Here is a 24,024-nt window from a genome sequence, read left to right on the forward strand (position 1 = left end):
TTTTAAGGCTTTTCCCAGATTAAGATATCCCCAACCATATGTAGAATCAACTCCAGGATCTCCAAGATCTGTAGCTGTAGTCAGAAGAGATTGCTTGATAAGATCTCTTGACATCCAAGGATATTTTATCTGTATAGCACCAGCAGCACCAGCTACAACAGGAGCAGCAAAAGAAGTTCCAAAAGCAGTAGTCTTATAATTTACTCCATTGTATACCTTTTCTGCATTAGCAACAAAACTTGCTGTTATAGCCCAGTTCATTGTTTCTCCTGCCCTGCTCGAACCTCGGTGAATCTCACCAGTTGAAGGGTCTAATCCAACAACTGCCAACCATCCTTTTTCAGCTTTAGGATAAAACTTTGGAAGGAGAGCTTCCGATGTTGGGTTGAAATCCCCTGTATTTCCAGCTGCAAAAATAAACAAAGAGTCTGTTGATGCTCTATTTACATAAAACTCAACAATTCCTGAAGCTACTGGATAATTTTCTTTCGTTATCCCATAAGAAGAATTTCCAAAAGACTGACTAAATATTCTTACCCCTGCTTGATACATTTTTTCATACATACTTCTCTGGAATTTTATCTGACTTCCTTCAGTTAAAAAAGCTGGTATAGCATAAATTTTTACTTCATCATTTATTCCTATTTTGTTCCCTCCTATAAGAAGAGATACCAACTCACCATGAGTATATGTATTATTCAATCTGTTCTGAGGGTCAGCATCAAAACTATCATCAATGAATATTCTATAGTTACCTGATGGATCTTTAAATTCATCCAAATATGAAAATGAACTGTCTATAACCCCTACTATAGTATCTGATTTTTTGAAATCCATTTTAATTTCTGGTGGAATAGTAACATTCTTATTACTATCATCTGAGGATGAGCCACCCCCTCCTCCACCTCCTCCACTTCCACAACCATTTAGTAAAACAGATAGAATCATAAATATATATAAATATTTAAACTTAATTTTCATCTTTTACCTCCTAATACTTTATTGATAAATTGTATATTCAAAAAAATTATATTTTTCCTTTTATAATATTATTTTTTACTTAATTTTCATAAAAACAAAACATAATTTAAAATATTTACTTAATTTATTTAAAAAAAATATAATTTTTAGTTAATTTTAAAAAAAAGGAATAAGATCAGATAATTTGAATAAGAATATAACATAATATTTTTATATTTTATAAGTATAATATAAAAATTATAGTTTAAATACAATATTTTTAAATATAAAAGGCCATAGATAAAAAATATCTATGACCTGAAAAAACAAAATATTCTCTTTTATAAAGCTTATTTAAAAATCATATTGAAATGACATAGTTCCTCTATATTTTTGCTGAATGTTTTGATGAGTATAAACTGCATCCTATTTCAAAAAACTTGCTGTCTTTCTTAAATTCTACTCTTATATTTTCCAAAATCCTGAACTTTCTGTCACATCTATTTTTATTTGATCTGAACTTCCTATTCTGTATATTCCTATTTTTTTATCTGATTCTTTATCTCTTAAAGTCCCCACATATACCAAATCAAGTTTAATATCCATCCCCTTTGATTTAATATTCACTTATGTTTACTCCTATTAGCACCAAAAAAACTTCCAACAGATAATGGTTCTGCCAGAAATTTTTTGATTAAATGCATAATTTAATTACTATTGAGAAAAAATTTTATATTATTTTTATAACACTTTTTTATGACATTTAGGTTACAAATAAAATATTCTTTTCTAGAAGCAATATCTTACAAGAAAAAAATTCAAACTTATGTTAAAATATTCCTAATACATAGGAGGACATTATGAAAAAAGAGAGCAGAACTATTATATTTGATAATGAATTAAATATAGAAGCTTATACTTTCAAAGGTGTAATGCAGAAATTTCCAAACCATTTCCATAAACATTATGTTATTGGTTTTATTGAGAAAGGAGAAAGAAAACTTTCATGTCTCAAGAAGGAATATATAGTTGGTGGTGGAGATATTACAATTTTTAATCCATATGATGTTCATACTTGTGAACAGATAAATGAACTTCCCCTTGATTACAGATGCCTCAATGTATCTGAAGAGATTATGAAAAAAAGTATAACTGATATTACTAAAACAGAAGAAAAAATTTTCTTTTCTCCAACAGTAATAACAAATTTCTATCTTTCGTCCTTAATTAAGGAACTTCATTCTATGATTTCAAATAAATCTAAAGAATTTAGAAAAGAAGAAATTTTTATACTTATTATGGAATATCTTATGAAATATCATTCTCATTCTTCTGAAAACAATTATCCTGTAAGACAAAGTGAGAATATTAAAAAAATCTGCAATTTTTTAGAAAAAAACTTTGACAAAAATATTTCATTAGATATGCTCAGTAATATTACAAATCACAGTAAATATCATCTACTTCGCTCTTTTACAAAAGAAACTGGAATTACTCCATACAGTTATCTTGAAACTGTAAGAATAGAGAAAGCTAAAATTTTTCTTGAAAAGGGAATATCTCCTTCAGAAACTGCTTTTCTTACAGGTTTTAATGACCAAAGCCATTTCAGTAATTTCTTTAAGAAATTCATAGGCCTTACACCTAAACAGTATCAAAATATTTTTATCAATAAAAATTAAATTTTGGAGGATACAATGAATAATAAAAACACTTTAGGGCATATTTCTGCTATTCTTACAGTACTTATTTGGGGAACGACTTTTATTTCAACCAAAGTTCTTCTTACACATTTCACACCTATTGAAATATTATTTTTTCGTTTTTCTCTAGGATTCATTGCACTGCTTCTTATATACCCACACAAATTAATACTCAAAGATAAAAAACAGGAAAAACTTTTTATGCTAGCTGGATTATGTGGAGTTACTTTGTATTTTCTTTTTGAAAATATAGCTTTGACTTATTCATTTGCTTCTAATATAGGAGTTATTGTTTCTATTTCTCCTTTTATTACAGGTATACTTACTCATTTTTTTCTAAAACAGGAAAAATTGAAATTAAGTTTTTTCTTGGGATTTCTTGTTTCTATCACAGGAGTAGCACTTATCAGCTTTAATGGAAGTACTGTTTTAAAACTCAATCCAATAGGAGATATATTAGCTGTACTTGCTGCTGCTACATGGTCAGTTTATTCTATAGTTACTAAAAAAATAAGTGACTATCAATATAATACAATACAGGTAACAAGAAGAATATTTTTCTATGGATTGATATTCATGCTCCCTGCTCTTTTCTTTTTCGATTTTCGTATAGGAATTGAAAGATTTAGAGATCCACTTATTTTATTTAATATATTATTTTTAGGGTTTGGAGCTTCTGCTGTCTGTTTTGTAACTTGGAATCTTTCTTTAAAACTTCTTGGAGTCTTAAAAACAAGTGTATACATCTATGCAGTTCCAGTTATAACAGTAGCATTTTCAGCTTTTATACTTAAAGAAAAAATAACTTCTATAGCTATGGTTGGAACTTTCCTGACTTTGACAGGATTATTTATCTCAGAAAATAGAATCAATATAAAAAAAGGAGAAAAAAATGGATGAAAAAAATAGTAAATGTGTAATAATAGTAGATGAAGAGCTTCCTTTAGGTATAATTGTAAATACTTCATCTATTCTTGGAATCACTCTTGGAAAACATATTCCAGATTTAATAGGAAGGGACATACAAGATGATAATAACAAAAATCATTTAGGTATAATTAAAATACCTGTTCCTATATTAAAAGGGAATAAAAATATGATAAGAGAATTAAGAGAAAAACTTTATACTTCTGATTTTGAAGATATTATTACAGTTGATTTCTCTGATGTAGCTCAAAGCTGTAAAACATATGATGAATTTGAAAAAAAACTTTCTAAAGTTCATGAAAAAGATATGAAATACTTTGGAATAGCTCTTTGTGGAAATAAGAAAAAAATAAATAAACTTACAGGAAATATTCCACTTCTTCGTTAAAAAAAGACTGCTTTATTTTGCAGTCTTTTTAATTTATTTACTATTTGTTATTTTCTGCCAGTTCACTATATTTTTTAGAAAGATCACTTTTTCCACGATCTGAATAGAATAACCCTAAATTATATTGAGCATCTTTAAGTCCTTCATCTGCAGCCTTTTTATAATAGATTTCTGCTAAATCATATTTTTTCTGTTCTTCATATAATATTCCCAAATTATTTTGAGCTTCTAAATCTCCTTGATCTGAAGCCATTTTCCAGTATTTTTCTGCCAGAGTGAATTTTTTTTGATTTTTGTATAGAATTCCCAAATTATATTGAGCATCCATATCACCTTGACTAGCTGCTAATTTATAAAACTCTTCTGCTAATCCAAATTTCTTTTGATCTTCATACAAACACCCTAAATTATACTGGGCTCCTTTATCTCCTTGAGCTGCTGCTAATTTATAATATTTTTCTGCTTCAGGAAAATTCTTTTGTGTATCATATAAACATCCCAAATTATACTGTGCATCTACATCTCCTTGAGCTGCTGCTTTTTTATAGTATGTTTCTGCTAAATCATATTTTTTCTGATCATCATATAAAACTCCAAGATTATACTGTGCATCTTTATCACCTTTATCCGCTGCCAGTTTGTAATACTTTTCTGCTAAATCAAGTTTATTGGTATTTTCATATAATATTCCCAAAGCATATAGTGCATCCATATCACCTTTATCTGCTGCCATCTTCCAATATTTTTCTGCTAAATCATATTTTCCATTTTCATAATATGAATTTCCCTGTTTTACTTGCTCTTCTGTACTGTCTCCTGCAAATACTATATTTCCTAGACTACACACCAAAATAATAACATAAAAAATTAAACTAATTCTACTTTTTCCTTTCATATAAATTCCCCCTAATATTCATTATTTAATTTTAAGCTAAAATATTTTCTACTTTATTATTTTTTTACATTTTCTTTCTATAAAATCTTTAAATTTATGAAATGTTCCAACTGAAAAACTATCTTTTCTTAGAATTATCCCATTTTGTTTTCCTATCATCATCACATACAATTTTTTCAGTTCATATATTCTTTTTATCTGGCTATAATCAAATTCCATAAAAACTTTTCCTTCTTCAAGAGTTACTATTTCTTCTCCAAAACGAAATATACTCTCAGGTATAATTCCATTATGAATAGCAAGAGTATTTTTCATCATATCTTTACTTACTTTAAAATGAAGAAAATAAATTGCTATTGAAAAGAAAAACATTACAACAAATACAAGTATCTCAAAAATAGTTCTTTCTCTCACAATATTTAAATATCCTATACAAAAACAGCCTACAGCAAGAATTGCTCCACATATTCTTAAACGCTTTAAAATTATATCCTTCAAGAATTCTAAAAAAATATTTTTGCTGGTATAGTATCTATTTTCAAATAAAAGTTCTATATCTATCCCCTCTCTTTCTTTTTTATATAAATTATAACACAGATTCAAAACTAAAAAAATATTCATTTTTATAAAAATGAATATTTTTATATTTTAGAGAGTATTATTATCTCTCGTTAAAATAATATATTAGTCTTCTTTATAATTTATATTCTCTTTTAAAAAAGTTCCTTCTTCTAAATCTCTGAATGCCTGCTGAAGTTCAGCCTTAGTGTTCATTACAATTGGCCCACCCCAACTGATAGGTTCATCTAAACTAGTAGAGCTGATAAAAAGCACTTGTGTATATTCAGATTTTGCTTTAATATGAATGAAATCCCCTTTGGTTAATTTCACAGCTGTTTTTTCTTCCACTAATACATCTCCAACATATGCATCACCTAAAAGTAAAAATAATATAACTGAAGCTTCTCTATCTGTATTGATAGTAAAAGAAGTATTAGGTTCTAAATGAATATCATAATAATCTAAAGGTAAATATTTGCTTTGATATCCTATTTTATCTTCATATTTTCCAGCAAGTAATCTCAATTTTCCATTTTCAAAAATAATTTCTTCAATATCACGATTCTTTATACTATGATATGTAGGAGGAACCATTTTATCTTTAGCAGATAAATTGAGCCATAATTGTATTCCAAGCATTCTCTTAGCTGCTGGAAGCTGCTCCTCATGTAAGATACCAGAACCAGCAGTCATCCATTGAACTTCCCCATCTTCGATCATGTCTTCATTTCCTAAACTATCTTTATGAATCATTTTTCCTTTGTATATATAACTTATAGTTTCTATCCCTCTATGAGGGTGAAGAGGAAACCCAGCTGTATAATCATCTGGATTAACACTATCAAATGAGTCAAGCATCAATATTGGATCATAATCACCTACAGTTTTATGCCCAAGTACTCTAACTAAATTTACTCCCGCACCATCTTGTGTTTTAAACCCCTTTACCTGCATTTTGATTTTTCTTTCCATAATACTTAGCCTCCATAAATTCAAATTTAAAAATAATATTTACAATAATTAATAAAAGATTTTTTTTAATCATTTAAGTATTTTTTTATAATAAAATTAACAACAAAAAGAAACTTTCTAGGTTAAATTTCTTTTTTATTATATAAAGTACTTCTTAGAAATATATTAATATTATACTTTCATAAAAGTATATTTCTTTTTTATTTTTTATAATTGCACAAGTATATAAAAATATTTTTTATAATTTATTTACCAACTAATAAAATTGAAAATATAACTATATATCTATTTCTAAATTTTCTAAAAAAAGAAAATACTAATTAGATAGTATAATATTATATAAAAGAAAATAATTAAAAATTTACAATTTTAAAAAAAATCAGACATTAAATTATAATTTAAAAAATTAAATGAGGTGAATTTTATGAAAATGCCTGTTATATTTATAGGACATGGAAGTCCTATGAACGCATTGAAAAACTCAAAAGCTTCTTTAGCTTGGAGAGAACTTGGTAAAAAATTAGAAAAACCTAAGGCTATTTTAGCAATTTCTGCGCATTGGTATACCAATGAAACTTATATCCAAAGTTCAGATAAACCAACTCAAATATATGATATGTATGGTTTTCCTGATGAACTTTATAAAATAAAATATAATGTCAATGGAAATAAAAATCTGACTAAAAGAATTTTAGAATTGCTTGATGAAAATGTCAGCATTGATAATGGGTGGGGAATAGATCATGGAATGTGGTCAGCATTGGTTCACATGTATCCTAATACTGATATTCCTATAGTTCAATTAAGTATAGATAGAACTAAAAATTCAGAAATGCACTATTTTTTAGGAAAAAAATTAAATCAATTAAGAGAAGAAGGATTCCTTATTTTAGCTAGTGGAAATATAGTTCATAATTTAAGAGAATTAGATCCAAATAATGAACTAAGACAAGAAACTAGAGAATTTGATGAGTGGATTAAGGAAAGTATTTTAAAAAATAATATAGACAATCCAATAAACTATTATAAACATACTTTATCAAAATTCGCAGTACCAACTGCTGAACATTATATACCTTTAATTTATGCTATTGGAGCAGCAGATAAATCAGATAAAATAGAGATTTTCAATAATTATTATGAATTAGGGTCTATTTCTATGACTAGTTATATATTTAATCCCAATAGCAAAAATTATTTATAACTAAATAATTTTTCAATATTTTCCATAAATTTATTAACTATATAAAATAAATTTCCACAAAATAAATTATTTAATTATAGATATAATTCAAAAAAATTACAAAATAGTTTAAGTCTCCTAAAATTTAAAAAACATGGATTTTAGTGATATTATAACATCATCTAACTATATATAGTCTGTTTTTCAATTGTTATCACAATCTTTATAAATAAAAAATAATAAAATATCAATATAGTATAAATAAACACTTCAAGTGTTTTCTTTACAAAAATATATTGACTTTTTGAATAATGTGTTTTATAATACAATTATATAACATCAATGTATAAGTATTTCGCATGAAAGTATATATGAAATATCATATATACTTTCATGCGTTTAATCAAAAAAATAATACATCTGAATAACTTAGCAAAATATAATGAAATAATTAAACTTTGCAATTTACTAATTTGTAAAGAATTAGAGATGGAATTCATTACAATTGCAAATGAAACTAATGTTTTTATTTTTTAAAAATATGTTTTTAAAGAAATTGGTTTAATGTCTTTAAAAGAGAGTATAAAATTTTATACCCTCTTTTTTATTGTGATTTTATTACTTTATTTATATGTTTTTAAAAAAACAAAGCATTATAATTATATATTGAATATTAAAAAAGTATATATTTGACACAAAGATTGCGTGTTATAAAATTTAATTTTATTAAAAAGGAGGCAACTACTATGAAAAAAATAAATTTGTTAAAAATTATTATATTTTTAATTTCTACTAGTCTAACTATAGCCAGTGAGCCAATTAGTTCAGGTAAAGGAGAATTAGATATTGATGGAGGAACATCTGTAATTGTGGAAAGTAATGATACAAAAACTATTATTGGAGTAGATGCTGGCAGATCAACTGATAAATATATTGTCACTCCCAAAAATGACAAAACAGGAATTGATATAGATATTAAAACTGGAGGCTCAGCTCAAGGAATTAGAAGCAGTTCTCTATCAACAGTTGATTTAGGCAAGGGAACCACTATTTCATTAGAGAGTGGAAGTGGAGTTCTCACTGGTATTAGTTCTTCTAGAGGAAATGTATTTGGTAAAAATATCGAAATAAATGTTCAAAATAAAGGTACAGGCACAGCTAGAGGATTGGATATACAAAATGGTGGAACAATTAATCTGTCTGGAGATTTAAATACTATTAATATAACTGGAAAGGGAAATGGAATATTTATAATGGGGCAGCCAAATTCATCAAAATCAATTTTAAATGCAGAAAATTTGAATATAAATGCAGAAACTGGTGGGCTAAGTGGATATGGTATTGATTCTCAAACAAACAGTGAAGTAAATTTAACTGGAATAACAATTATTAATTCACAAGGTGGAGGAATAGAAGCGAAAGGAAATAGTTATTTTCCTGATATGGGTGGAAAGGTTATTGCTGAAGAGGTTCACATTGAAACTACTGGAACAAGAGCTGATACTGGTGGATTATTTGCGATGTTAAGTGGAGCAATAGATGTAGGAGCAGGCAGTACAATTAAAACTGAAAATATGCATGGTATCTATGCTACAACACAAATTGGTTTTCCTACTCCAGCTCAAAATACAATAATCAATTATAAAGGTGAAGAAAATAAACGCAATACAATTCAGATAAATGGTATGAGTGGAGTTACTGCATATGGAGAACAAGTTGTTATTAACTTAGCTAATACTGATGTTTATACTCATTCTACAAATGGAGATACTATTGGAATACGTTCAATTGCTGGAGGAGAAATAAATGCAAATAACACTTCTGTAATTACTTCTGATGAAAATACCTCCAATAATTCAATATCAGTATTAGCCAGAAATCAAAATGGTGTTATTAATTTTACAGGCAATACTCTCATTGATGCAAGAAAAGCCTCAACTAACTTAGCATTAAAAGCTGATGGAAGTAATTCTTTAATTTCTATAAAAGATACAGCCATAATTTATGGGGATATTTTAGCTCAAGGTGAAAATGCACACATAGATTTAGATTTAAATAATGCTTCTAACCTTCATGGAAAAACTACAATTGATTCAAATTTTAATGGACAAATAGATTTGAAATTATCAAATAGTGAATGGAATATAACAGATAATTCTACTGTTTCTTCACTTTCATTATCTAATAACTCAATGCTCAATTTTATTTACAATAACTCTCACTCCTCTTTGACTATAAAAGGAGATTATAGTGGAAATAATAGCATTATAAGCTTTAACACTCAATTGGAAGGAGATAGTTCTTTTACTGATAAAATGGTGGTAGAAGGAAATACTTCTGGAACAACTAAAATAAGAGTAACTAATCTGGGTGGAAGAGGTAACCAAACAGAAAATGGAATTGAATTAATTTCAGTTCTTGGAACCTCTAATGGTGAATTTATAAAAGATGGAAGAATAGTAGCAGGAACATATGAATATTTTTTAAATCGTGGGAATGGAATAACTACTGATCAGAAGAATTGGTATCTTACAAACAGTCTTTTAAGTCAACCAATACCACCAGAACCTGAAATTCCAACTCCAAAACCTGAACCAGAGCCAGTTCCAATACCAGAGCCTGAACCAGCTCCAATATCTCCACCAATAATAAATCCTGAACCTAAAGAAGCTATTTATCGTCCAGAGTCAGGAAGTTATCTAGCAAATAATGCTGCTGCAAACAACATATTTATTCACTCACTTCATGGCAGATTTGGAGAAACTCAATATACAAATACACTTGTGAATGATGATAAAATATCAAGTATATGGGTAAGAAATGTAGGTGGATACAATAGGTTTAGAGATAGTTCAAATCAACTTGAAACTATAAGTAGACGTTATGTTCTTCAAGTAGGAGGAGATATTGTCCAATGGAGCACTGATAATAAAAATCGTTATCATCTAGGTATAATGGGAGGATATGCTTTCAATCATGCTAAGACAGATTCAAATAAAACAAAGTATACTTCAAAAGCTGATATAACTGGATATAATCTTGGATTATATGGAACATGGTATGCAAATGAAGAGGATAGATCTGGACTATACGCTGATACTTGGATAATGTATAGCTGGTTTGACAATGAAGTTCATGGAGAAGAACTTGCAAAAGAAAAATATAGTTCAAGAGGAATTACCGCATCAATAGAAACAGGATACAATTTTAAAATAGCTAGTAATAATTCTCATAAAAAAGCATACTATATTCAACCAAAAGCTCAAATGATTTATATGGGAGTAAAAACAAAAGACCATAAAGAAGTAAATAGAACATTTGTTGAAAATAAAGGAGATGGAAATATTCAAACTCATTTAGGAGTAAAAATCTATGCCACTCATTTTTCTCCATCAGATAAAAATAAACAAAAAGAATATCAACCATTTGCAGAACTGAATTGGATACACAACAAGAAAGATTTTAGTGTAGTTATGGATGGAGTAAAGAATAATTTAGAAGGGACAAAAAATATAGGAGAAGCCAAACTTGGTATGGAAGTTAAAATTAATTCAAATCTTAATGCTTGGGGAAGTGTGGCACATCAATGGGGAGAAAATGGATATAGGGATTCAAGAGTAGCAATTGGGATTAAATATTCTTTTTAAATAAAAATATCTTCTTTCTTGTCTCAAATAATATTTTAAAACAGTTAATAAAAAAACAAAAAACCGGCATTTTTAGCCGGTTTTTTTAATATTATTTTTTAACTATTTTGAAAGGTTATAAAAAACGTCAAGCCCTCTATATTGAGCAATAGTTCCTAATTCTTCTTCAATTCTTAGTAATTGATTATATTTTGCCATTCTGTCAGTTCTTGAAGTTGAACCTGTTTTAATTTGTCCTGCATTTGTTGCAACAGCTACATCAGCTATTGTAGCATCTTCAGTTTCTCCAGATCTATGAGAAATAACTGCAGTCATTCCAGCTCTTTTTGCCATTTCAATAGCATCTAAAGTTTCAGTTAATGATCCTATTTGATTTAATTTAATAAGAATAGAGTTAGCAGATTTTAATTCTATTCCTTTTTTAAGTCTTTCAGTATTAGTTACAAATAAGTCATCTCCAACTATTTGAATTCTGTCTCCGATTGCAGCAGTCAATTTTGCCCAACCATCCCAGTCATCTTCTCCTAATCCATCTTCAATAGATTTAATTGGATATTTATCTACTAATTTTGCATACCATTCAACCATTTCTTCAGAAGTTCTAGTAATTCCTCCTTCTCTTTTGAAGTGATATTCAAATTTTCCTGGTGCTACTTCTTTACAAAATTCACTTGATGCAGCATCTATTGCAAAAGTTATATCTTTTCCTGGTTCATATCCAGATTTTTTAATAGCTTCAATCATAAGATCTAAAGCTCCTTCAGTTCCATTTATTTTAGCAGGAGCATATCCACCTTCATTTCCTACATTTGTAGAATCTCCATTATCTTTAAGAAGTTTTCCTAAATTATGGAATATTTCACATCCCATTCTCATAGCTTCCTTAAAGCTTTTTGCTCCAATTGGCTGAATCATAAATTCTTGAACATCTACAGCTGAATCAGCATGTGATCCTCCATTAAGAATGTTCATCATTGGAAGAGGTAATTCTTTAGTATTTACTCCTCCTAAATATTTGTATAAAGGCATTCCTAATGCTTCTGCTGCTGCTTTAGCTACTGCTAAAGACACTCCTAGTATAGCATTTGCTCCTAATCTTCCTTTATTTGGAGTACCATCTAATTCAATCATAAAAGTATCTATTCCTACTTGATCTAATGCATCCATTCCTAAGATAGCTTCTTTAATTTCAGTGTTAACATTATTTACAGCTGTAAGAACACCTTTTCCTAAGTATCTTGATTTATCATTATCTCTTAACTCAACAGCTTCATAAGCTCCTGTTGAAGCTCCTGATGGAACTGCTGCTCTTCCTTTTGCTCCACATTCTAGTATTACATCTACTTCTACTGTAGGGTTTCCTCTTGAATCAAGTATTTCTCTTGCTACTACATCTACTATTCTTGTCATTTAATAAAACCTCCTAATAAATTATATCTTTAATCTATCATTATTATTATACCATAGTTTAAAAAATATTTAAATTAATTTACTCTTATTTTATTTCAATTACTTTTACAGAGTTAGTTGTTCCTCTTTTGAATACACTTTCTCCACAAATTGCAACAATTATATCTTCTCTACTCACTAAACCTAACTCAACAGTTACTTTTTCAGCTAGATTAAAGAATGAATCAAGAGTTTCTGAATTTCCATCTACATATGGAATAACTCCTCTAGATAACATTAGTTGATTTGCTGTTCTTTCATTGTTAGTTATTGCAAGTATAGTTGCTGTTGGAAAATATCTTCTGATATCTCTTGCTGCTCTTCCTGATTCAGTTCCTACTACTATAACTTTTGCTCCTAAAGCTTCACTTACCTCTGCAGTTCCTTTTGCAACAGCTGAAGTTATTGTTACTTTTTCATTTTTACATTTATTTCTTGGAGTTACTAATGGATCCATTTTTTCGGCTATTCTAGCCATTACTGAAACTGCTTCTATTGGATAATTTCCCTTTGCTGATTCTCCAGAAAGCATTACACAATCTGTTCCATCAAGAATTGCATTAGCAACATCATTTACTTCTGCTCTTGTAGGTCTTGGATTTTTAATCATAGAGTCTAACATTTGTGTAGCTGTTATAACTACTTTTCCAACTGCATTACATCTATCTATCATCATTTTTTGTGCTACTGGAACATCTTCTACAGGAATTTCTACTCCAAGATCTCCTCTTGCTACCATGATACCATCAGATAATTCAAGAATTTCTTCAAAGTTATCTACTCCTTCTTGATTTTCTATTTTAGAAATAATTTGGACATCTTTTCCACCATTCTCATCAAGTACTCTTCTAACTTCTCTTACATCATCAGCCTTTCTAATAAATGAAGCTGCAACATAATCAATCCCTTGTTGACATCCAAATATCATATCTTTTACATCTTTTTCTGATAATGCTGGTAAATTAACTGCAACATTTGGAAGGTTAACACCTTTATTTTCACCTAACTCTCCATTATTTATAGCAATACATCTTACTTCATTTCCTACTACTTCTTTCACAGTGAACTCTAGAAGTCCATCATCAATAAGTACAGTATCTCCAGCTTTAAGGTCTTTTGTTAATCCTTCATAAGTTACAGCAACTATTTTATTGTTTCCTATTACGGCTTTATCTGTAGTAATTGTAAAGTCTTGTCCTGCAACTATACTAGCATCTTTTCCACCTTCAAGTTTAATTGTTCTGATTTCTGGTCCTTTGTTATCTAATAATAAAGCTGCTCTGATTCCAGTTTCTGCTTTTGCTTGTCTAAAATTTTGAATTCTTTTTCCATGTTCCTCATGGTCTCCATGAGAGAAATTTAATCTCATCATGTTCATTCCAGTTCTTAATAATTCTTTTAAAGTTTCTACTGATTCAGTTTTTGGTCCAATTGTACAAACAATTTTCGTCTTTTTCAAAATTCTCACCTCAAATATTATTTTTAAATCTAAATATTATAAACAGTTTGTTTTCCCCACTTATTTTTATCTTAAAATAACAAATTAAAATTATCTACTATGAAGTTTATATTATCTAATATAATTTATCAAGAAAATTATCGTGTATTTTTTAACCTTTTTATGTATAATTTTTAATTCTACTTTTTTTAAAATTTTGCTTTTTTTCCTCTTATTCTTCAAGAAATTTCAAGGTCAAATGAGACTTTTTTCTTCAAATACTTTTTTCATTTTTTATGTATTTAAAAAAAACATTATTAGGGAATTTGATACTGTTTTTATTATATCTTTCTTTTTTTATGAAAGATTTTTTTCTATTTTTTATTGTTCTACATTATTAATATTCAAGAAAACTACCATTTCTCTTTTAAATAAATATGAAAAATTTATCATAAATTTTCAATTTTATTTATATAAAAAATGGCCTGAATAAATTTCAGGCCTCTCTAAGTTAAAACAGAATAAACTTTATTTTACAAGATAATTATTTCACATCTCTTCAACTATTGCTTCTGGATCTATATTTCCTCCTGATATTACAAAACATACTTTTGAATCTTTTGTAACAGGAAGAGCTCCTTTGAGAGCAGCAGCTATGCCAATAGCTGAAGAAAATTCAGCCAGTACTTTTCCTACTGTAAGAAGTTTAATGCTTCCTTGAGCTATATCATCTTCTTTCACAGTAATAATTTTATCTACATATTTTTTTACTACAGGATATGGTTTTTCTCCAGGAATAAGTGTAAGAATAGCATCAGCAATAGAATGCTGTGATGGGAGAAGAATACGCTCTCCAGCAGCAAAACTTTTAGTATATCTACACATACATTCTGGTTCTATCCCAATGGTAATAACAGATGGAGATATTTCCTTTACAGCAGTTGAAATACCACTGATAAGCCCTCCCCCTCCTATTGGTATAATCACATAATTTACATCAGGAAGCTGCTCCATAATTTCTAGACCAATAGTTCCCTGTCCTGCCATAATAGCATAGTCATCATATGGATGAACTATAGAATATCCATGTTCTTCACTCAAAGCATTTGCTACATTATGTCGCTCATCATAAGGACACTGTACTACCTCTGCTCCAAAAGATTTAATTCCATCAACTTTAATCTTAGGAGCACTGTCAGGGACAACTATGGTAGCTTTTACCCCTAATAATTTTGCAACAAATGCAACTCCTTTTCCATGATTACCAGATGAAGCTGCTACAACTCCAGCTTTCAACTCATCTTCAGGCATAGTCAGCATCTTGTTAAGTGCCCCTCTTATCTTGAAAGAATTTGTTTTTTGCATACATTCAGCTTTAATATACACTTTACATCCAAGAAGTTCATCTAAAACTTCCATTCTTATTACTGGAGTTTTAATAGTATATTCTGATATTCTTCCCTGAGCTTCCTTTATCTGTTCTAATCTGAGCATATTATTCCTCCCTTTTGAATTTTATTATTTAAAAAAATATAAAAAAAAATATAAATATTCTTTTTATAATTATAGCTTCAAATATTTTTTTGTCAATACATCAAGTGAAAGAAAAAATAATTTTTTCTAGTTCTTCTCTATGATATAATAAAAATATGGTCTATATCTTGGCAATGAAAGGAGAAGATAAAAATGACAATTGAAGAAAGAGCCTGCAGCACCAAACTTACCAAAAACGAAAAAAAAGTTCTAGAATACATACTTCAAAATTTGGAAAGAGCCTGCTATATGACGTCCAATGAAATAGCAAAAAAATTAAAACTGGGAAATACTTCAGTTATAAGAATGGCAAAATCTCTTGGATTTTCAGGATATGGAGAATTTAAAAAGAAACTGGCTTTGGAAACTTTAGAAAAAAAGTATCAGAAAATAGACAATCATCTACCTTTTGAAAAAATAACTATTACAAATTCTATAGATTTAAAACAAATACCTGAACTGGTATTTCAAAATATGCAAAATAATATTTTAAAAGATCAAAATAGAAATAACGCAGAAAAATATATAGAAACAGCTAAAAAAATAATAGGTGCAAAGAGAAAATATATAGCTGGTTTTCGCAATACCTATGGAATTGCCAATTATTTGACCACTGTCTTATCACATGTAATACCTGAAGTAACACATCTCAATGCACAGAATGGATTTGAAGATCAGGCTATAGATATGGATGAAAATGATGTATTGATACTTTTTACTCTACCTCGTTATTCACAAAATGCCTTACAAGTACACAAAATAGCAAAGGAACGTAAATGTCCTGTAATTGTGATTACTAATCAATTGATATCTCCAGTAACTGAAGGTGCTGCCTATGTCTTGGTACATAGTGTAGATTCTCTCAGTTTCGCCAATTCTATAGTAGGAGTGACATTAACTGTTGAAATATTAGTCAGTCTTATAAGCAAACTTGCAGGAGAAAAAGGAAAAAAAAGGCTTGAAAAACTAGATGAATATATGTCTGAAACTGGAATGTACTAAAAATAAAGATGGCTTAGAATAAAATTCTAAGTCTTTTTCTATTGACAAAGCAGTCATACCTGATATAATTTAAAATAAATATTAATATTTATTTTAAATTGATAAAAAATTATAAAATTTAAAAAGGAGGCATCAGCATGGCAAAAGTAGGGTTTTTAGGATGTGGCAAAATTGGACAAAGTATGGTAGAACACATTAAGAAAAAAGAAACTCATCAAATAACTTTTATACAAGATCCTTTTTTTAAATGTGAAGGAGAGTTAAAAGAAAAAATTATTGTTCAAGGGTTAGATTCATTTTATGAAGGAACAGATTTAATTATAGAAGCAGCTACTGCTGATGTCCTCAAAGAAAATATAGAATTGATACTGAAACATTCAAACCTGTTGGTATTATCAGTAACAGCTTTCAGTGATGATGATTTTACAGATAAAGTAAAAAAATTATGCAGTAAATATGGAAGACATATATATTTTCCTCATGGAGCAATATTAGGAATGGATGGACTTTTTGATGCTCGTTCTATTGTCAACAGTGTAATTATTGAAACTGTAAAAAATCCTAAAAGCCTAGGACGTGAAGATACAGAAAGAACAGTTGTATATGAAGGTACTACTAGAGAAGCATGTAAACTTTATCCAAGAAATGTCAATGTCCATGCTACTATAGCATTATCAGGAATAGGATTTGATAAAACATATTCAAGAATAGTTTCAGATCCAGCTGTCACTACTAACACTCATAATATATGTATAAAAGGAGAAGGAATTTCATTTACTCTAAATATAAGCAGTTTTTCAACTGGAGGAGTTACTGGAATTTACACACCTATATCAGCTTGTGGAAGTTTAGACAGAATATTAGGAGGAGATGAATACTGCACATTTGTATAAAAATACTGATTTATAATTTTTTATTTTATGTATTATTCAAAACACTAAATTTTGTAAAATTGTATAAAAGAAAATATTAATTTAAAATTTTTTTAATAAAAAACAGCCATAGAAATAATGACTGTTTTTTAATTTACTAGAAAATTTTTATTTTGTTTTGAATACTGAATTAATTTTCTTTACATAGAAGTTCTTCATTTCATTTCTAGCATAACCAAGATATTTTTTTAAATCCATTTCTTTTGGATTTTCTGCAAAATATTCTCTCAAAGTGCTTGTAAAAACAAGTCTTCCATCTGTATCTACATTTATTTTTGTAACTATTGACTTAGACGCTTTTCTTAATTCTTCATCAGGTATTCCTATTGCATCTTTTACTTCTCCCCCAAACTCTTTAAATCTTTTGATATAGTCTTGAGGTACCGAAGATGAACCATGAAGAACTATTGGAAAACTTCCTATCTCTTTTTTTATATTTTCAAGTATATCAAGTCTTAATTTAGGATCTTCTCCCACTTTGAATTTATGCGCTCCATGAGCTGTTCCTATTGCAATAGCAAGAGAATCTACTCCTGTCTTTTTTATAAATTCTACTGCTTCAGCTGGTTTTGTGAATGTACTTTCATCTGCAGAATGTTCATCTTCTGTTCCATGAATAACACCAATTTCTCCCTCTACAGAAGCATCATATGCTTTTGCAAGTTCTACTATTTCTTTAGTTAATTCTATATTTTTTTCAAAGTCATATTTTGAAGCATCTATCATTACAGATGAAAAACCATAATCAAGGCAGTCCTTAATCAAATCATATCCTTTTCCATGGTCAAGATTAAGTGCCACAGCTATTTTTGATCCCTTTGCTCTTATTTCATCTATTGCTCCTTTTACTAGAAGAGGAAGCTGCTCTTTTCCAATATATATCCTTGCACTTGCTGATATTTGAATTATAACATCACTTTCAGCTTCTGTACATGCATCTAATATCGCTCGAAGCTGCTCTAAATTTGCAAAGTTAAATGCTGGTATAGAATATCCATTTTCATTAGCTCTTTTAAACATATCTCTCGTATTTTCAAGTCCAAGGTCTTTAAAACTGTATTTTTTCATTTACTTATCCTCTCTTTATTCTTTTTTCAACCTCATCTAACTCAGGTATAGAATTACGTCCACCAAGTTTTTCTACCGATAATGAAGCACATGCTGAAGCAAATTCTATATTTTTCTCTATTGAAAAACCATTACTTAATCCATAGACAAAAGCTCCATGAAAAATATCTCCTGCCCCAGTAGTATCTACTGCTTTAGTTTTAAAAGCTTTAAATTTCAATACTTCTCCATCTTTTTTCATTATAGCCCCTCTTTCTCCTAAAGTTACTATAATAGTATTTTTATTCAATGCTTCCAACTTTTTAAGAACATATTCAAAATCTTTCTCTTCTATTTTATCCATTTTACAGTAATCTTTTGCAAAGTCTTCTGAACAAACCAGATAATCTACAAATTCTCCTATAACCAGAGTTCCTTCTTTATATGTTCCTGCATCTAATACTGATACAGCTTTTGGAAATTCTTTATGTATTTTTAAAGCTATATCCAGTTCATGCCCATCATAAAGTATTATTTCAGGAGCTTTTTCATATGTCATTTTAAAATCATCTACAGGTTTTTCCTCCCTATAGTTTATTATTGTTCTTGAACCACTTTCTTCATTAGCTATTATTATACTGCATGGTGTAACCAATTTATTTGACACAACTATATTTTTAGTGTCTACTCCCACTTCATTAAGATCTTCTAATATTTTTTTGCCATAGAAATCACTTCCTAAAGCTGTTATATATGAAACATTTTCTCCATATTTTCCTAACAGATAGGCAGCATTCCCTGCTGGTCCACCGCTCACCATTATTCTGTCCTTTGCTTTATATTTTCTATTTTCCACTGGAAAGTGAGGGAGCAGATATGTTATGTCATATGCTGAGTGTCCTACACAAAGTATTTTTTTCATGAAGCATCATCCTTTCATTATAATGATCTTAATATTCATCTTTTGCATTGATAACATTTGTTTTTGTTTTTATGAAACTAGGAATAATAAGCACAGCAAGAAGAATTGCTACAATTATATATATTCCAGCTGTTCCAATAGATGATGTTGATTTTCCTATTAAAATTCCTAATACTCCAAAGTCAAAGTCTCCAAATGTTGTATTTTGGAATCCAATATTTCCTAATACAGGAAGAAGCATTGCTGGTAAGAATGACAGTAAAAGTCCATTAACAAATGATCCAACTATTGCTCCTTTCTTTCCTCCAGTAGCATTTCCATAGATACCTGCTGTTGCACCGCAGAAGAAGTGAGGTACAAGTCCAGGAATAATAAGTACTGCTCCAACTGCTCCTAATATAACCATTCCAATTACTCCACCTATGAATGAAGATATAAATCCAATCAATACTGCATTTGGTGCATAAGTAAAAAATACTGCACAGTCAACTGCTGGTATTGCATTAGGAATAAGTTTTTGAGAAATTCCTTGGAATGCTGGTATAAGTTCAGAAAGTATCATTCTTACGCCATTATATACAATTGTAACTCCAACTGCAAAACTTAAGGCAGATGTAAGAGCAAATACTATATAGTTTTTTCCACCAGATAAAGTTTCTGTATACTCAGATCCAGCTGCAATAGCTGCAATAAGATAAAATACGATCATAGTTATAGCTGTAGATATAGTACTGTCTCTCAAGAAATTTACTTTTTCAGGGATAACTATATTTTCTGTACTATTTTCTTTATCTCCTATTTTTTCTCCAATAAATGCTGAAAGATAATATCCTAAAGAACCAAAATGCCCCATAGCTATTCCATCATCATCAGTTACAAGATCTGTATATCTTTGTCCAATGCTTGGAGATATAGCTGACCATGCTCCTAATAATATTCCTCCTATAAGAATAAGAGTAGTTCCTTGCATTCCAGAAGTAGAGAGAACTGCTGAAAACATACAAGCCATAAAGAAACTATGATGTCCTGTTAAAAATATATATTTAAATTTAGTTACTCTTGCGATTATAATATTGATAATAAGTCCTGCAACTAGTATAAACATTGTTTCTTTACCAAGAATATTTTGGGCAATAGAAACTATTGCCTCATTATTTGGTACTACTCCTGTAATTCCAAATCCCTTTTCTATCATTTTCCCTAATGGATCCAGATTTTTAACAATAAAATCTGCTCCTGCACCTAGCATTATATATCCAAGTATTGGTTTCAAAGTTCCTGTTATAAGTTTATTTAGTGGTTTTTTCAAAGCAATCAGTCCTACAAGTGACATAAGTCCTAATAAGAATGCTGGGTTAGTAAGTATATCATTTCCTATAATATTTAAAAAATTCATTCTTTTCCCTCCTAAATATTTTTTATATAAATTTTATTTTACTAATTCCTTAATTTTATCCAACACATCTTCTTTGATTTTTTTCTTGTTTGTATAACTTCTGATTTCTGCTACATTATATCCAGAAAGTTGATCTGCAAGTTGTTTTACAGTCACAATCAAATCTGCTCCTTTTCCTGCTACAGAGTTAAAATCTGATGATGATACATCTGCTTCTATCCCTTCCTCTTTACATATTTCTTCAATCTTCATAGCACACATCAAGCTACTTCCAATTCCATTTCCACATACTGTTAATATTTTTATCATTGATTACCACTCCTTTATATATTTTTCTTTCAAGTTTAAATTAAATACATTATCTCTTGAACAGTTTTTACTTCAATGATTTTCTCTATTCTCTCTTCGTCTTCTATCAATTCCATAAGTTCCATAAGAGTTTCTATATGAGAATCATTATTTACTGCTCCTAATACAAAGAATATAAATACTTTTTCCTCTTCACCTTCAAAAACTATTCCTTCATTTATCTTTAGCATGGATATACAATTTTTGTTTACTCCATCCTCTGGTCTAGAGTGTGGCATAGCCACTTTTGGTGCAATTATTATATATGTTCCAAATTTATTTACATTAGCTATCATTGCATCTATATATGAATTTTCGATACTTCCATCTTCTACTAAGGGTTTTGCTGCTAAAACTATTGCTTCTTTCCAGTCATTTACATTTTCTATTATATTTATCCTTCCCTTAATTGCTTCTTTCAACATTTTAATATCTCCTTTTGACCTTGTTAATATCATTGTACTCTGCACATTAATTATTTTAAAGATTCTATTTTATTCAAAAAAAATGGCTGGTCTGCTGACCAGTCATCTTAATTAGTTAAATATTTTATTATATCTTTTCCTGTTTTACTTCTTCTTATTTTTTCTTCCAGATTATTTTCTTCAATTTTTTCTACAATTTCTATTAGACTATCCAGATGTTCTCTTTCATCTTTTACACAAAAACATATTACTATTCCAATTTTTTCTTCATCTAAAAAATCTATTCTTTTATCATAAGTAACTATGGAAAATGCTGTCTTTTTTACAAGATTCTTTGACTTTGCATGAGGAAAAATGACATTTGGAATAAGCATTATATAGTTTCCAAAATCATCTACCAACTTTATCATATTCTCAATATATTCTTCTTCTATACAACCATCTCTTAACAACAACTCTCCAGCTTCTCTTATGGCTTCTCTCCAATCAGTAGCTTTTCCTTTTAATTTTATTCTCTTTTCTGACAACAGGTCAGAGATTGTAATTTTTTTATGAAAAAGATCATCTATCAACTTACTATCCAGAAAAGTTTTTAAAGCTCCTAACAGTTTTTCATCTGCCTTTATTTTACTATTTTTTTCAATTACTTCTACTAATTCTGAAAATATTATTTTTTTGCTGTCTCTTGATATTGGATAATTGTCTAATTTTGCCATATCCTCTTTATTTAAAATAGGATTTACTTTTATAATAGTTTTATCAGTTTCAAAGTCATCTAATGGAATTGTTGTCAATATCAAATCTATATCAGTTCTTTTATTTACTTTTTCCAAAAGATATCTAGGGATAGTATCTATAATTTCCACTCTGTACATGTCCTTTAATTGTTGAGCCAAAAGTTTAGAACTTCCATATCCTGAACCACATACAACAAGCACTTTCACTTTTTCACGTTTCTTTTTTATATTTCTGTCTATAGCAGCTTTAAAATGTATTGTAATAAATGCTATTTCATCATTTGTAAATTTATTATCTATAAAATCTTCAAGCCCTCCTACACTTCCCTTTATCAATGAAAAGAGATTTGGATAACTTTCTACTACTTCTTCATATATTGTATTTTCTAGATCTATTCCATTTTTAAGTCTGTATATAGTAGGTTTTATATGATTTACCAATCCTGTCATAAGAGTTTCATCTGCTGATATATCTACATCTAATTTTTCATTTATTCTGTTTATAAAATTTTTTACTATCATTTCTATTTCTACCCAATTTTCATAATATGAATAAGAAATATTATATGTATGACTTCCTAAAAAATAATCTGTTATCTTCAAATATTCCTCTTCTGAAAGCTCTATTTCATAAAACCCTTCCAAAAGTGCTCTTGATTTTTCTACACATTCAAATTCAGATGTATTTTTTAAAAAATTATAGTTTTTTATACTTGTTATCTTATACCCTTTTTTATTAAAATATATAACAAGTCTCAAATATTTAGATATTATATCAAAAGCTTCATCTGACACTATTTTATTCATAAGTTTTTGGCAGTAATTTATAAAAAGTTTTACTCCTTCTGTATCTATCTCTTCTAAATAATCATCAAGTATATTTTTTAGAAAACTGCTGTTGGATTTTTTTACCATACTCATAATCTTTAAAGTACATTGACGAATTTTTTCTTCCTCTCCTGTAACTCCAAGTCCTTTTTTATGTAAAAGTTCCAATTCTAAGCTGTATTCATCCAGCACTTTCCTTATATCTTTTAAATGAACTTTTATAGTGCTTCTACTTGTATCAAGTTCTTCTGATATTATATTTTGATTAATCTCCCTTTCAAAGCATATCTTCAATAATATATATATTTCTCTCTCTTTTGGAGAAAAAATATAATCTTGTCTGTTATCATCAAGATATTTTTCTAATGCTGCATAATCATCAACAAAGCATTCTCCTTTAGAAATGATGAATTCAAATCCATCTTTTATTGAAAGTTCTTTCTGTATCTTTTCTACTTCATATCTTATACTTCTCTCACTCAGTCGAAAATTATCTGAAAGTTCTTTCAGTGATACATTTCTTTTTTTCTTGAGTAAAAAATGCAATAAATCTATTGATTTTCTTGACAGCATGTTCTCCTCCTTCTATCTAATTATAAAAAATTATACCTTAAAAAGCTCTTATATGCAATTTAAAAAAAGCTGAGTAACATTTAAAAAAAATGTTTCACTCAGCTCTCTTTTTTGTATAATATAGTTACCACCCTAATTATACAAAGGAGACATACATG

General features: G+C 28.7%; 21 protein-coding genes. 7 read left to right on the forward strand and 14 right to left on the reverse strand.

The window, feature by feature from the left end; all coding sequences use genetic code 11:
• Together E6771_RS14000 and E6771_RS14005 are read right to left on the reverse strand one after the other, a co-directional pair.
• Positions 1–981: S8 family serine peptidase (locus tag E6771_RS14000; RefSeq protein ID WP_316091959.1), on the reverse strand; the 981-nt coding region annotated here is incomplete at its 3' end.
• 444 nt (positions 982–1,425) lie between these two features.
• Positions 1,426–1,587 (reverse strand): hypothetical protein, encoded by a 162-nt coding sequence (locus E6771_RS14005; RefSeq protein ID WP_316091960.1) that lies wholly within the window; start codon positions 1,585–1,587, stop codon positions 1,426–1,428.
• Positions 1,588–1,820: 233 nt separating this feature from the next.
• Between E6771_RS14005 and E6771_RS14010 the strand changes: the two genes are divergently transcribed.
• Genes E6771_RS14010 through E6771_RS14020 form a run of 3 tightly spaced genes read left to right on the forward strand, consistent with a single transcriptional unit; the run spans position 1,821 to position 3,978 of the window.
• Positions 1,821–2,642, forward strand: a complete 822-nt coding sequence (locus E6771_RS14010) for an AraC family transcriptional regulator (RefSeq protein ID WP_316091961.1) — start codon at positions 1,821–1,823, stop codon at positions 2,640–2,642.
• A gap of 15 nt (positions 2,643–2,657) precedes the next feature.
• Positions 2,658–3,563 (forward strand): DMT family transporter, encoded by a 906-nt coding sequence (locus E6771_RS14015; RefSeq protein WP_316091962.1) that lies wholly within the window; start codon positions 2,658–2,660, stop codon positions 3,561–3,563.
• Positions 3,556–3,978, forward strand: coding sequence for a DUF2000 domain-containing protein (locus E6771_RS14020; RefSeq protein WP_316091963.1), 423 nt, complete (start codon positions 3,556–3,558; stop codon positions 3,976–3,978). The genes E6771_RS14015 and E6771_RS14020 overlap by 8 nt, the downstream gene beginning before the upstream one ends.
• Positions 3,979–4,018: 40 nt before the next feature.
• Here E6771_RS14020 and E6771_RS14025 read toward each other — a convergent pair whose 3' ends face one another.
• The 3 genes from E6771_RS14025 to E6771_RS14035 all read right to left on the reverse strand — a co-directional run bounded on the left by E6771_RS14025 (position 4,019) and on the right by E6771_RS14035 (position 6,406).
• Positions 4,019–4,873 carry a tetratricopeptide repeat protein gene (locus tag E6771_RS14025; protein ID WP_316091964.1) on the reverse strand — a complete coding sequence of 285 codons (855 nt, stop codon included), beginning with the start codon at positions 4,871–4,873 and terminating at the stop codon, positions 4,019–4,021.
• A gap of 48 nt (positions 4,874–4,921) precedes the next feature.
• Positions 4,922–5,494, reverse strand: coding sequence for a YcxB family protein (locus E6771_RS14030; protein WP_316091965.1), 573 nt, complete (start codon positions 5,492–5,494; stop codon positions 4,922–4,924).
• Positions 5,495–5,557: 63 nt separating this feature from the next.
• Entirely contained in the window at positions 5,558–6,406 is an 849-nt protein-coding gene (locus E6771_RS14035) for a pirin family protein (RefSeq protein ID WP_316091966.1), read from the reverse strand.
• A 424-nt stretch (positions 6,407–6,830) separates the two neighbouring features.
• Here E6771_RS14035 and ygiD point away from each other — a divergent pair, with 424 nt between their 5' ends.
• Complete coding sequence (ygiD, locus tag E6771_RS14040; RefSeq protein ID WP_316091967.1) at positions 6,831–7,610, forward strand: 4,5-DOPA dioxygenase extradiol; 780 nt, start codon at positions 6,831–6,833, stop codon at positions 7,608–7,610.
• A 725-nt stretch (positions 7,611–8,335) separates the two neighbouring features.
• The gene (locus E6771_RS14045) at positions 8,336–11,236 is read left to right on the forward strand and encodes an autotransporter outer membrane beta-barrel domain-containing protein (RefSeq protein WP_316091968.1); all 2,901 of its coding nucleotides are present in this window, start codon (positions 8,336–8,338) and stop codon (positions 11,234–11,236) included.
• Between the two features lie 102 nt (positions 11,237–11,338).
• Here the strand turns inward: E6771_RS14045 and eno are convergent, their stop codons facing one another.
• The 3 genes from eno to E6771_RS14060 form a co-directional block, all read right to left on the reverse strand.
• Positions 11,339–12,646 (reverse strand): phosphopyruvate hydratase, encoded by a 1,308-nt coding sequence (gene eno / locus E6771_RS14050; protein ID WP_316091969.1) that lies wholly within the window; start codon positions 12,644–12,646, stop codon positions 11,339–11,341.
• Positions 12,647–12,731: 85 nt separating this feature from the next.
• The gene (gene pykF, locus E6771_RS14055) at positions 12,732–14,144 is read right to left on the reverse strand and encodes a pyruvate kinase PykF (protein ID WP_316091970.1); all 1,413 of its coding nucleotides are present in this window, start codon (positions 14,142–14,144) and stop codon (positions 12,732–12,734) included.
• Between the two features lie 528 nt (positions 14,145–14,672).
• Positions 14,673–15,617 carry a threonine/serine dehydratase gene (locus E6771_RS14060; protein WP_316091971.1) on the reverse strand — a complete coding sequence of 315 codons (945 nt, stop codon included), beginning with the start codon at positions 15,615–15,617 and terminating at the stop codon, positions 14,673–14,675.
• A gap of 192 nt (positions 15,618–15,809) precedes the next feature.
• Between E6771_RS14060 and E6771_RS14065 the strand changes: the two genes are divergently transcribed.
• Together E6771_RS14065 and E6771_RS14070 are read left to right on the forward strand one after the other, a co-directional pair.
• Positions 15,810–16,658 (forward strand): MurR/RpiR family transcriptional regulator, encoded by an 849-nt coding sequence (locus E6771_RS14065; RefSeq protein WP_316091972.1) that lies wholly within the window; start codon positions 15,810–15,812, stop codon positions 16,656–16,658.
• 137 nt (positions 16,659–16,795) lie between these two features.
• Entirely contained in the window at positions 16,796–17,551 is a 756-nt protein-coding gene (locus E6771_RS14070; RefSeq protein ID WP_316091973.1) for an aspartate dehydrogenase domain-containing protein, read from the forward strand.
• A gap of 147 nt (positions 17,552–17,698) precedes the next feature.
• Here the strand turns inward: E6771_RS14070 and E6771_RS14075 are convergent, their stop codons facing one another.
• The 6 genes from E6771_RS14075 to E6771_RS14100 form a co-directional block, all read right to left on the reverse strand.
• The gene (locus E6771_RS14075; RefSeq protein ID WP_316091974.1) at positions 17,699–18,658 is read right to left on the reverse strand and encodes a ketose-bisphosphate aldolase; all 960 of its coding nucleotides are present in this window, start codon (positions 18,656–18,658) and stop codon (positions 17,699–17,701) included.
• Positions 18,659–18,662: 4 nt separating this feature from the next.
• Positions 18,663–19,559 carry a carbohydrate kinase family protein gene (locus E6771_RS14080; protein ID WP_316091975.1) on the reverse strand — a complete coding sequence of 299 codons (897 nt, stop codon included), beginning with the start codon at positions 19,557–19,559 and terminating at the stop codon, positions 18,663–18,665.
• 28 nt (positions 19,560–19,587) lie between these two features.
• Positions 19,588–20,955: a PTS ascorbate transporter subunit IIC gene (locus tag E6771_RS14085; protein ID WP_316091976.1), complete on the reverse strand. Its 1,368-nt coding sequence runs from the start codon at positions 20,953–20,955 to the stop codon at positions 19,588–19,590.
• Between the two features lie 33 nt (positions 20,956–20,988).
• Positions 20,989–21,264, reverse strand: a complete 276-nt coding sequence (locus E6771_RS14090; RefSeq protein ID WP_316091977.1) for a PTS sugar transporter subunit IIB — start codon at positions 21,262–21,264, stop codon at positions 20,989–20,991.
• Positions 21,265–21,299: 35 nt separating this feature from the next.
• Complete coding sequence (locus tag E6771_RS14095) at positions 21,300–21,728, reverse strand: PTS sugar transporter subunit IIA (protein ID WP_316091978.1); 429 nt, start codon at positions 21,726–21,728, stop codon at positions 21,300–21,302.
• A gap of 107 nt (positions 21,729–21,835) precedes the next feature.
• Positions 21,836–23,866 (reverse strand): BglG family transcription antiterminator, encoded by a 2,031-nt coding sequence (locus tag E6771_RS14100; protein ID WP_316091979.1) that lies wholly within the window; start codon positions 23,864–23,866, stop codon positions 21,836–21,838.
• Positions 23,867–24,024: the final 158 nt, after the last annotated feature.

The sequence above is a fragment of the Fusobacterium sp. genome (genome assembly GCF_032477075.1).
Lineage (GTDB): Bacteria > Fusobacteriota > Fusobacteriia > Fusobacteriales > Fusobacteriaceae > Fusobacterium_A.

Bases quoted from the DNA above. Each gene is read 5' to 3' on its own strand.
- E6771_RS14080 (WP_316091975.1), bottom strand. From the start codon at position 19,559: ATGAAAAAAATACTTTGTGTAGGACACTCAGCATATGACATAACATAT.
- E6771_RS14060 (WP_316091971.1), bottom strand. From the start codon at position 15,617: ATGCTCAGATTAGAACAGATAAAGGAAGCTCAGGGAAGAATATCAGAA.
- E6771_RS14095 (WP_316091978.1), bottom strand. From the start codon at position 21,728: ATGTTGAAAGAAGCAATTAAGGGAAGGATAAATATAATAGAAAATGTA.
- E6771_RS14045 (WP_316091968.1), top strand. From the start codon at position 8,336: ATGAAAAAAATAAATTTGTTAAAAATTATTATATTTTTAATTTCTACT.
- E6771_RS14035 (WP_316091966.1), bottom strand. From the start codon at position 6,406: ATGGAAAGAAAAATCAAAATGCAGGTAAAGGGGTTTAAAACACAAGAT.
- E6771_RS14090 (WP_316091977.1), bottom strand. From the start codon at position 21,264: ATGATAAAAATATTAACAGTATGTGGAAATGGAATTGGAAGTAGCTTG.
- E6771_RS14075 (WP_316091974.1), bottom strand. From the start codon at position 18,658: ATGAAAAAATACAGTTTTAAAGACCTTGGACTTGAAAATACGAGAGAT.
- ygiD (WP_316091967.1), top strand. From the start codon at position 6,831: ATGAAAATGCCTGTTATATTTATAGGACATGGAAGTCCTATGAACGCA.
- E6771_RS14065 (WP_316091972.1), top strand. From the start codon at position 15,810: ATGACAATTGAAGAAAGAGCCTGCAGCACCAAACTTACCAAAAACGAA.
- E6771_RS14015 (WP_316091962.1), top strand. From the start codon at position 2,658: ATGAATAATAAAAACACTTTAGGGCATATTTCTGCTATTCTTACAGTA.
- E6771_RS14070 (WP_316091973.1), top strand. From the start codon at position 16,796: ATGGCAAAAGTAGGGTTTTTAGGATGTGGCAAAATTGGACAAAGTATG.
- E6771_RS14100 (WP_316091979.1), bottom strand. From the start codon at position 23,866: ATGCTGTCAAGAAAATCAATAGATTTATTGCATTTTTTACTCAAGAAA.
- E6771_RS14020 (WP_316091963.1), top strand. From the start codon at position 3,556: ATGGATGAAAAAAATAGTAAATGTGTAATAATAGTAGATGAAGAGCTT.
- E6771_RS14030 (WP_316091965.1), bottom strand. From the start codon at position 5,494: ATGAATATTTTTTTAGTTTTGAATCTGTGTTATAATTTATATAAAAAA.
- E6771_RS14010 (WP_316091961.1), top strand. From the start codon at position 1,821: ATGAAAAAAGAGAGCAGAACTATTATATTTGATAATGAATTAAATATA.
- E6771_RS14085 (WP_316091976.1), bottom strand. From the start codon at position 20,955: ATGAATTTTTTAAATATTATAGGAAATGATATACTTACTAACCCAGCA.
- E6771_RS14025 (WP_316091964.1), bottom strand. From the start codon at position 4,873: ATGAAAGGAAAAAGTAGAATTAGTTTAATTTTTTATGTTATTATTTTG.
- eno (WP_316091969.1), bottom strand. From the start codon at position 12,646: ATGACAAGAATAGTAGATGTAGTAGCAAGAGAAATACTTGATTCAAGA.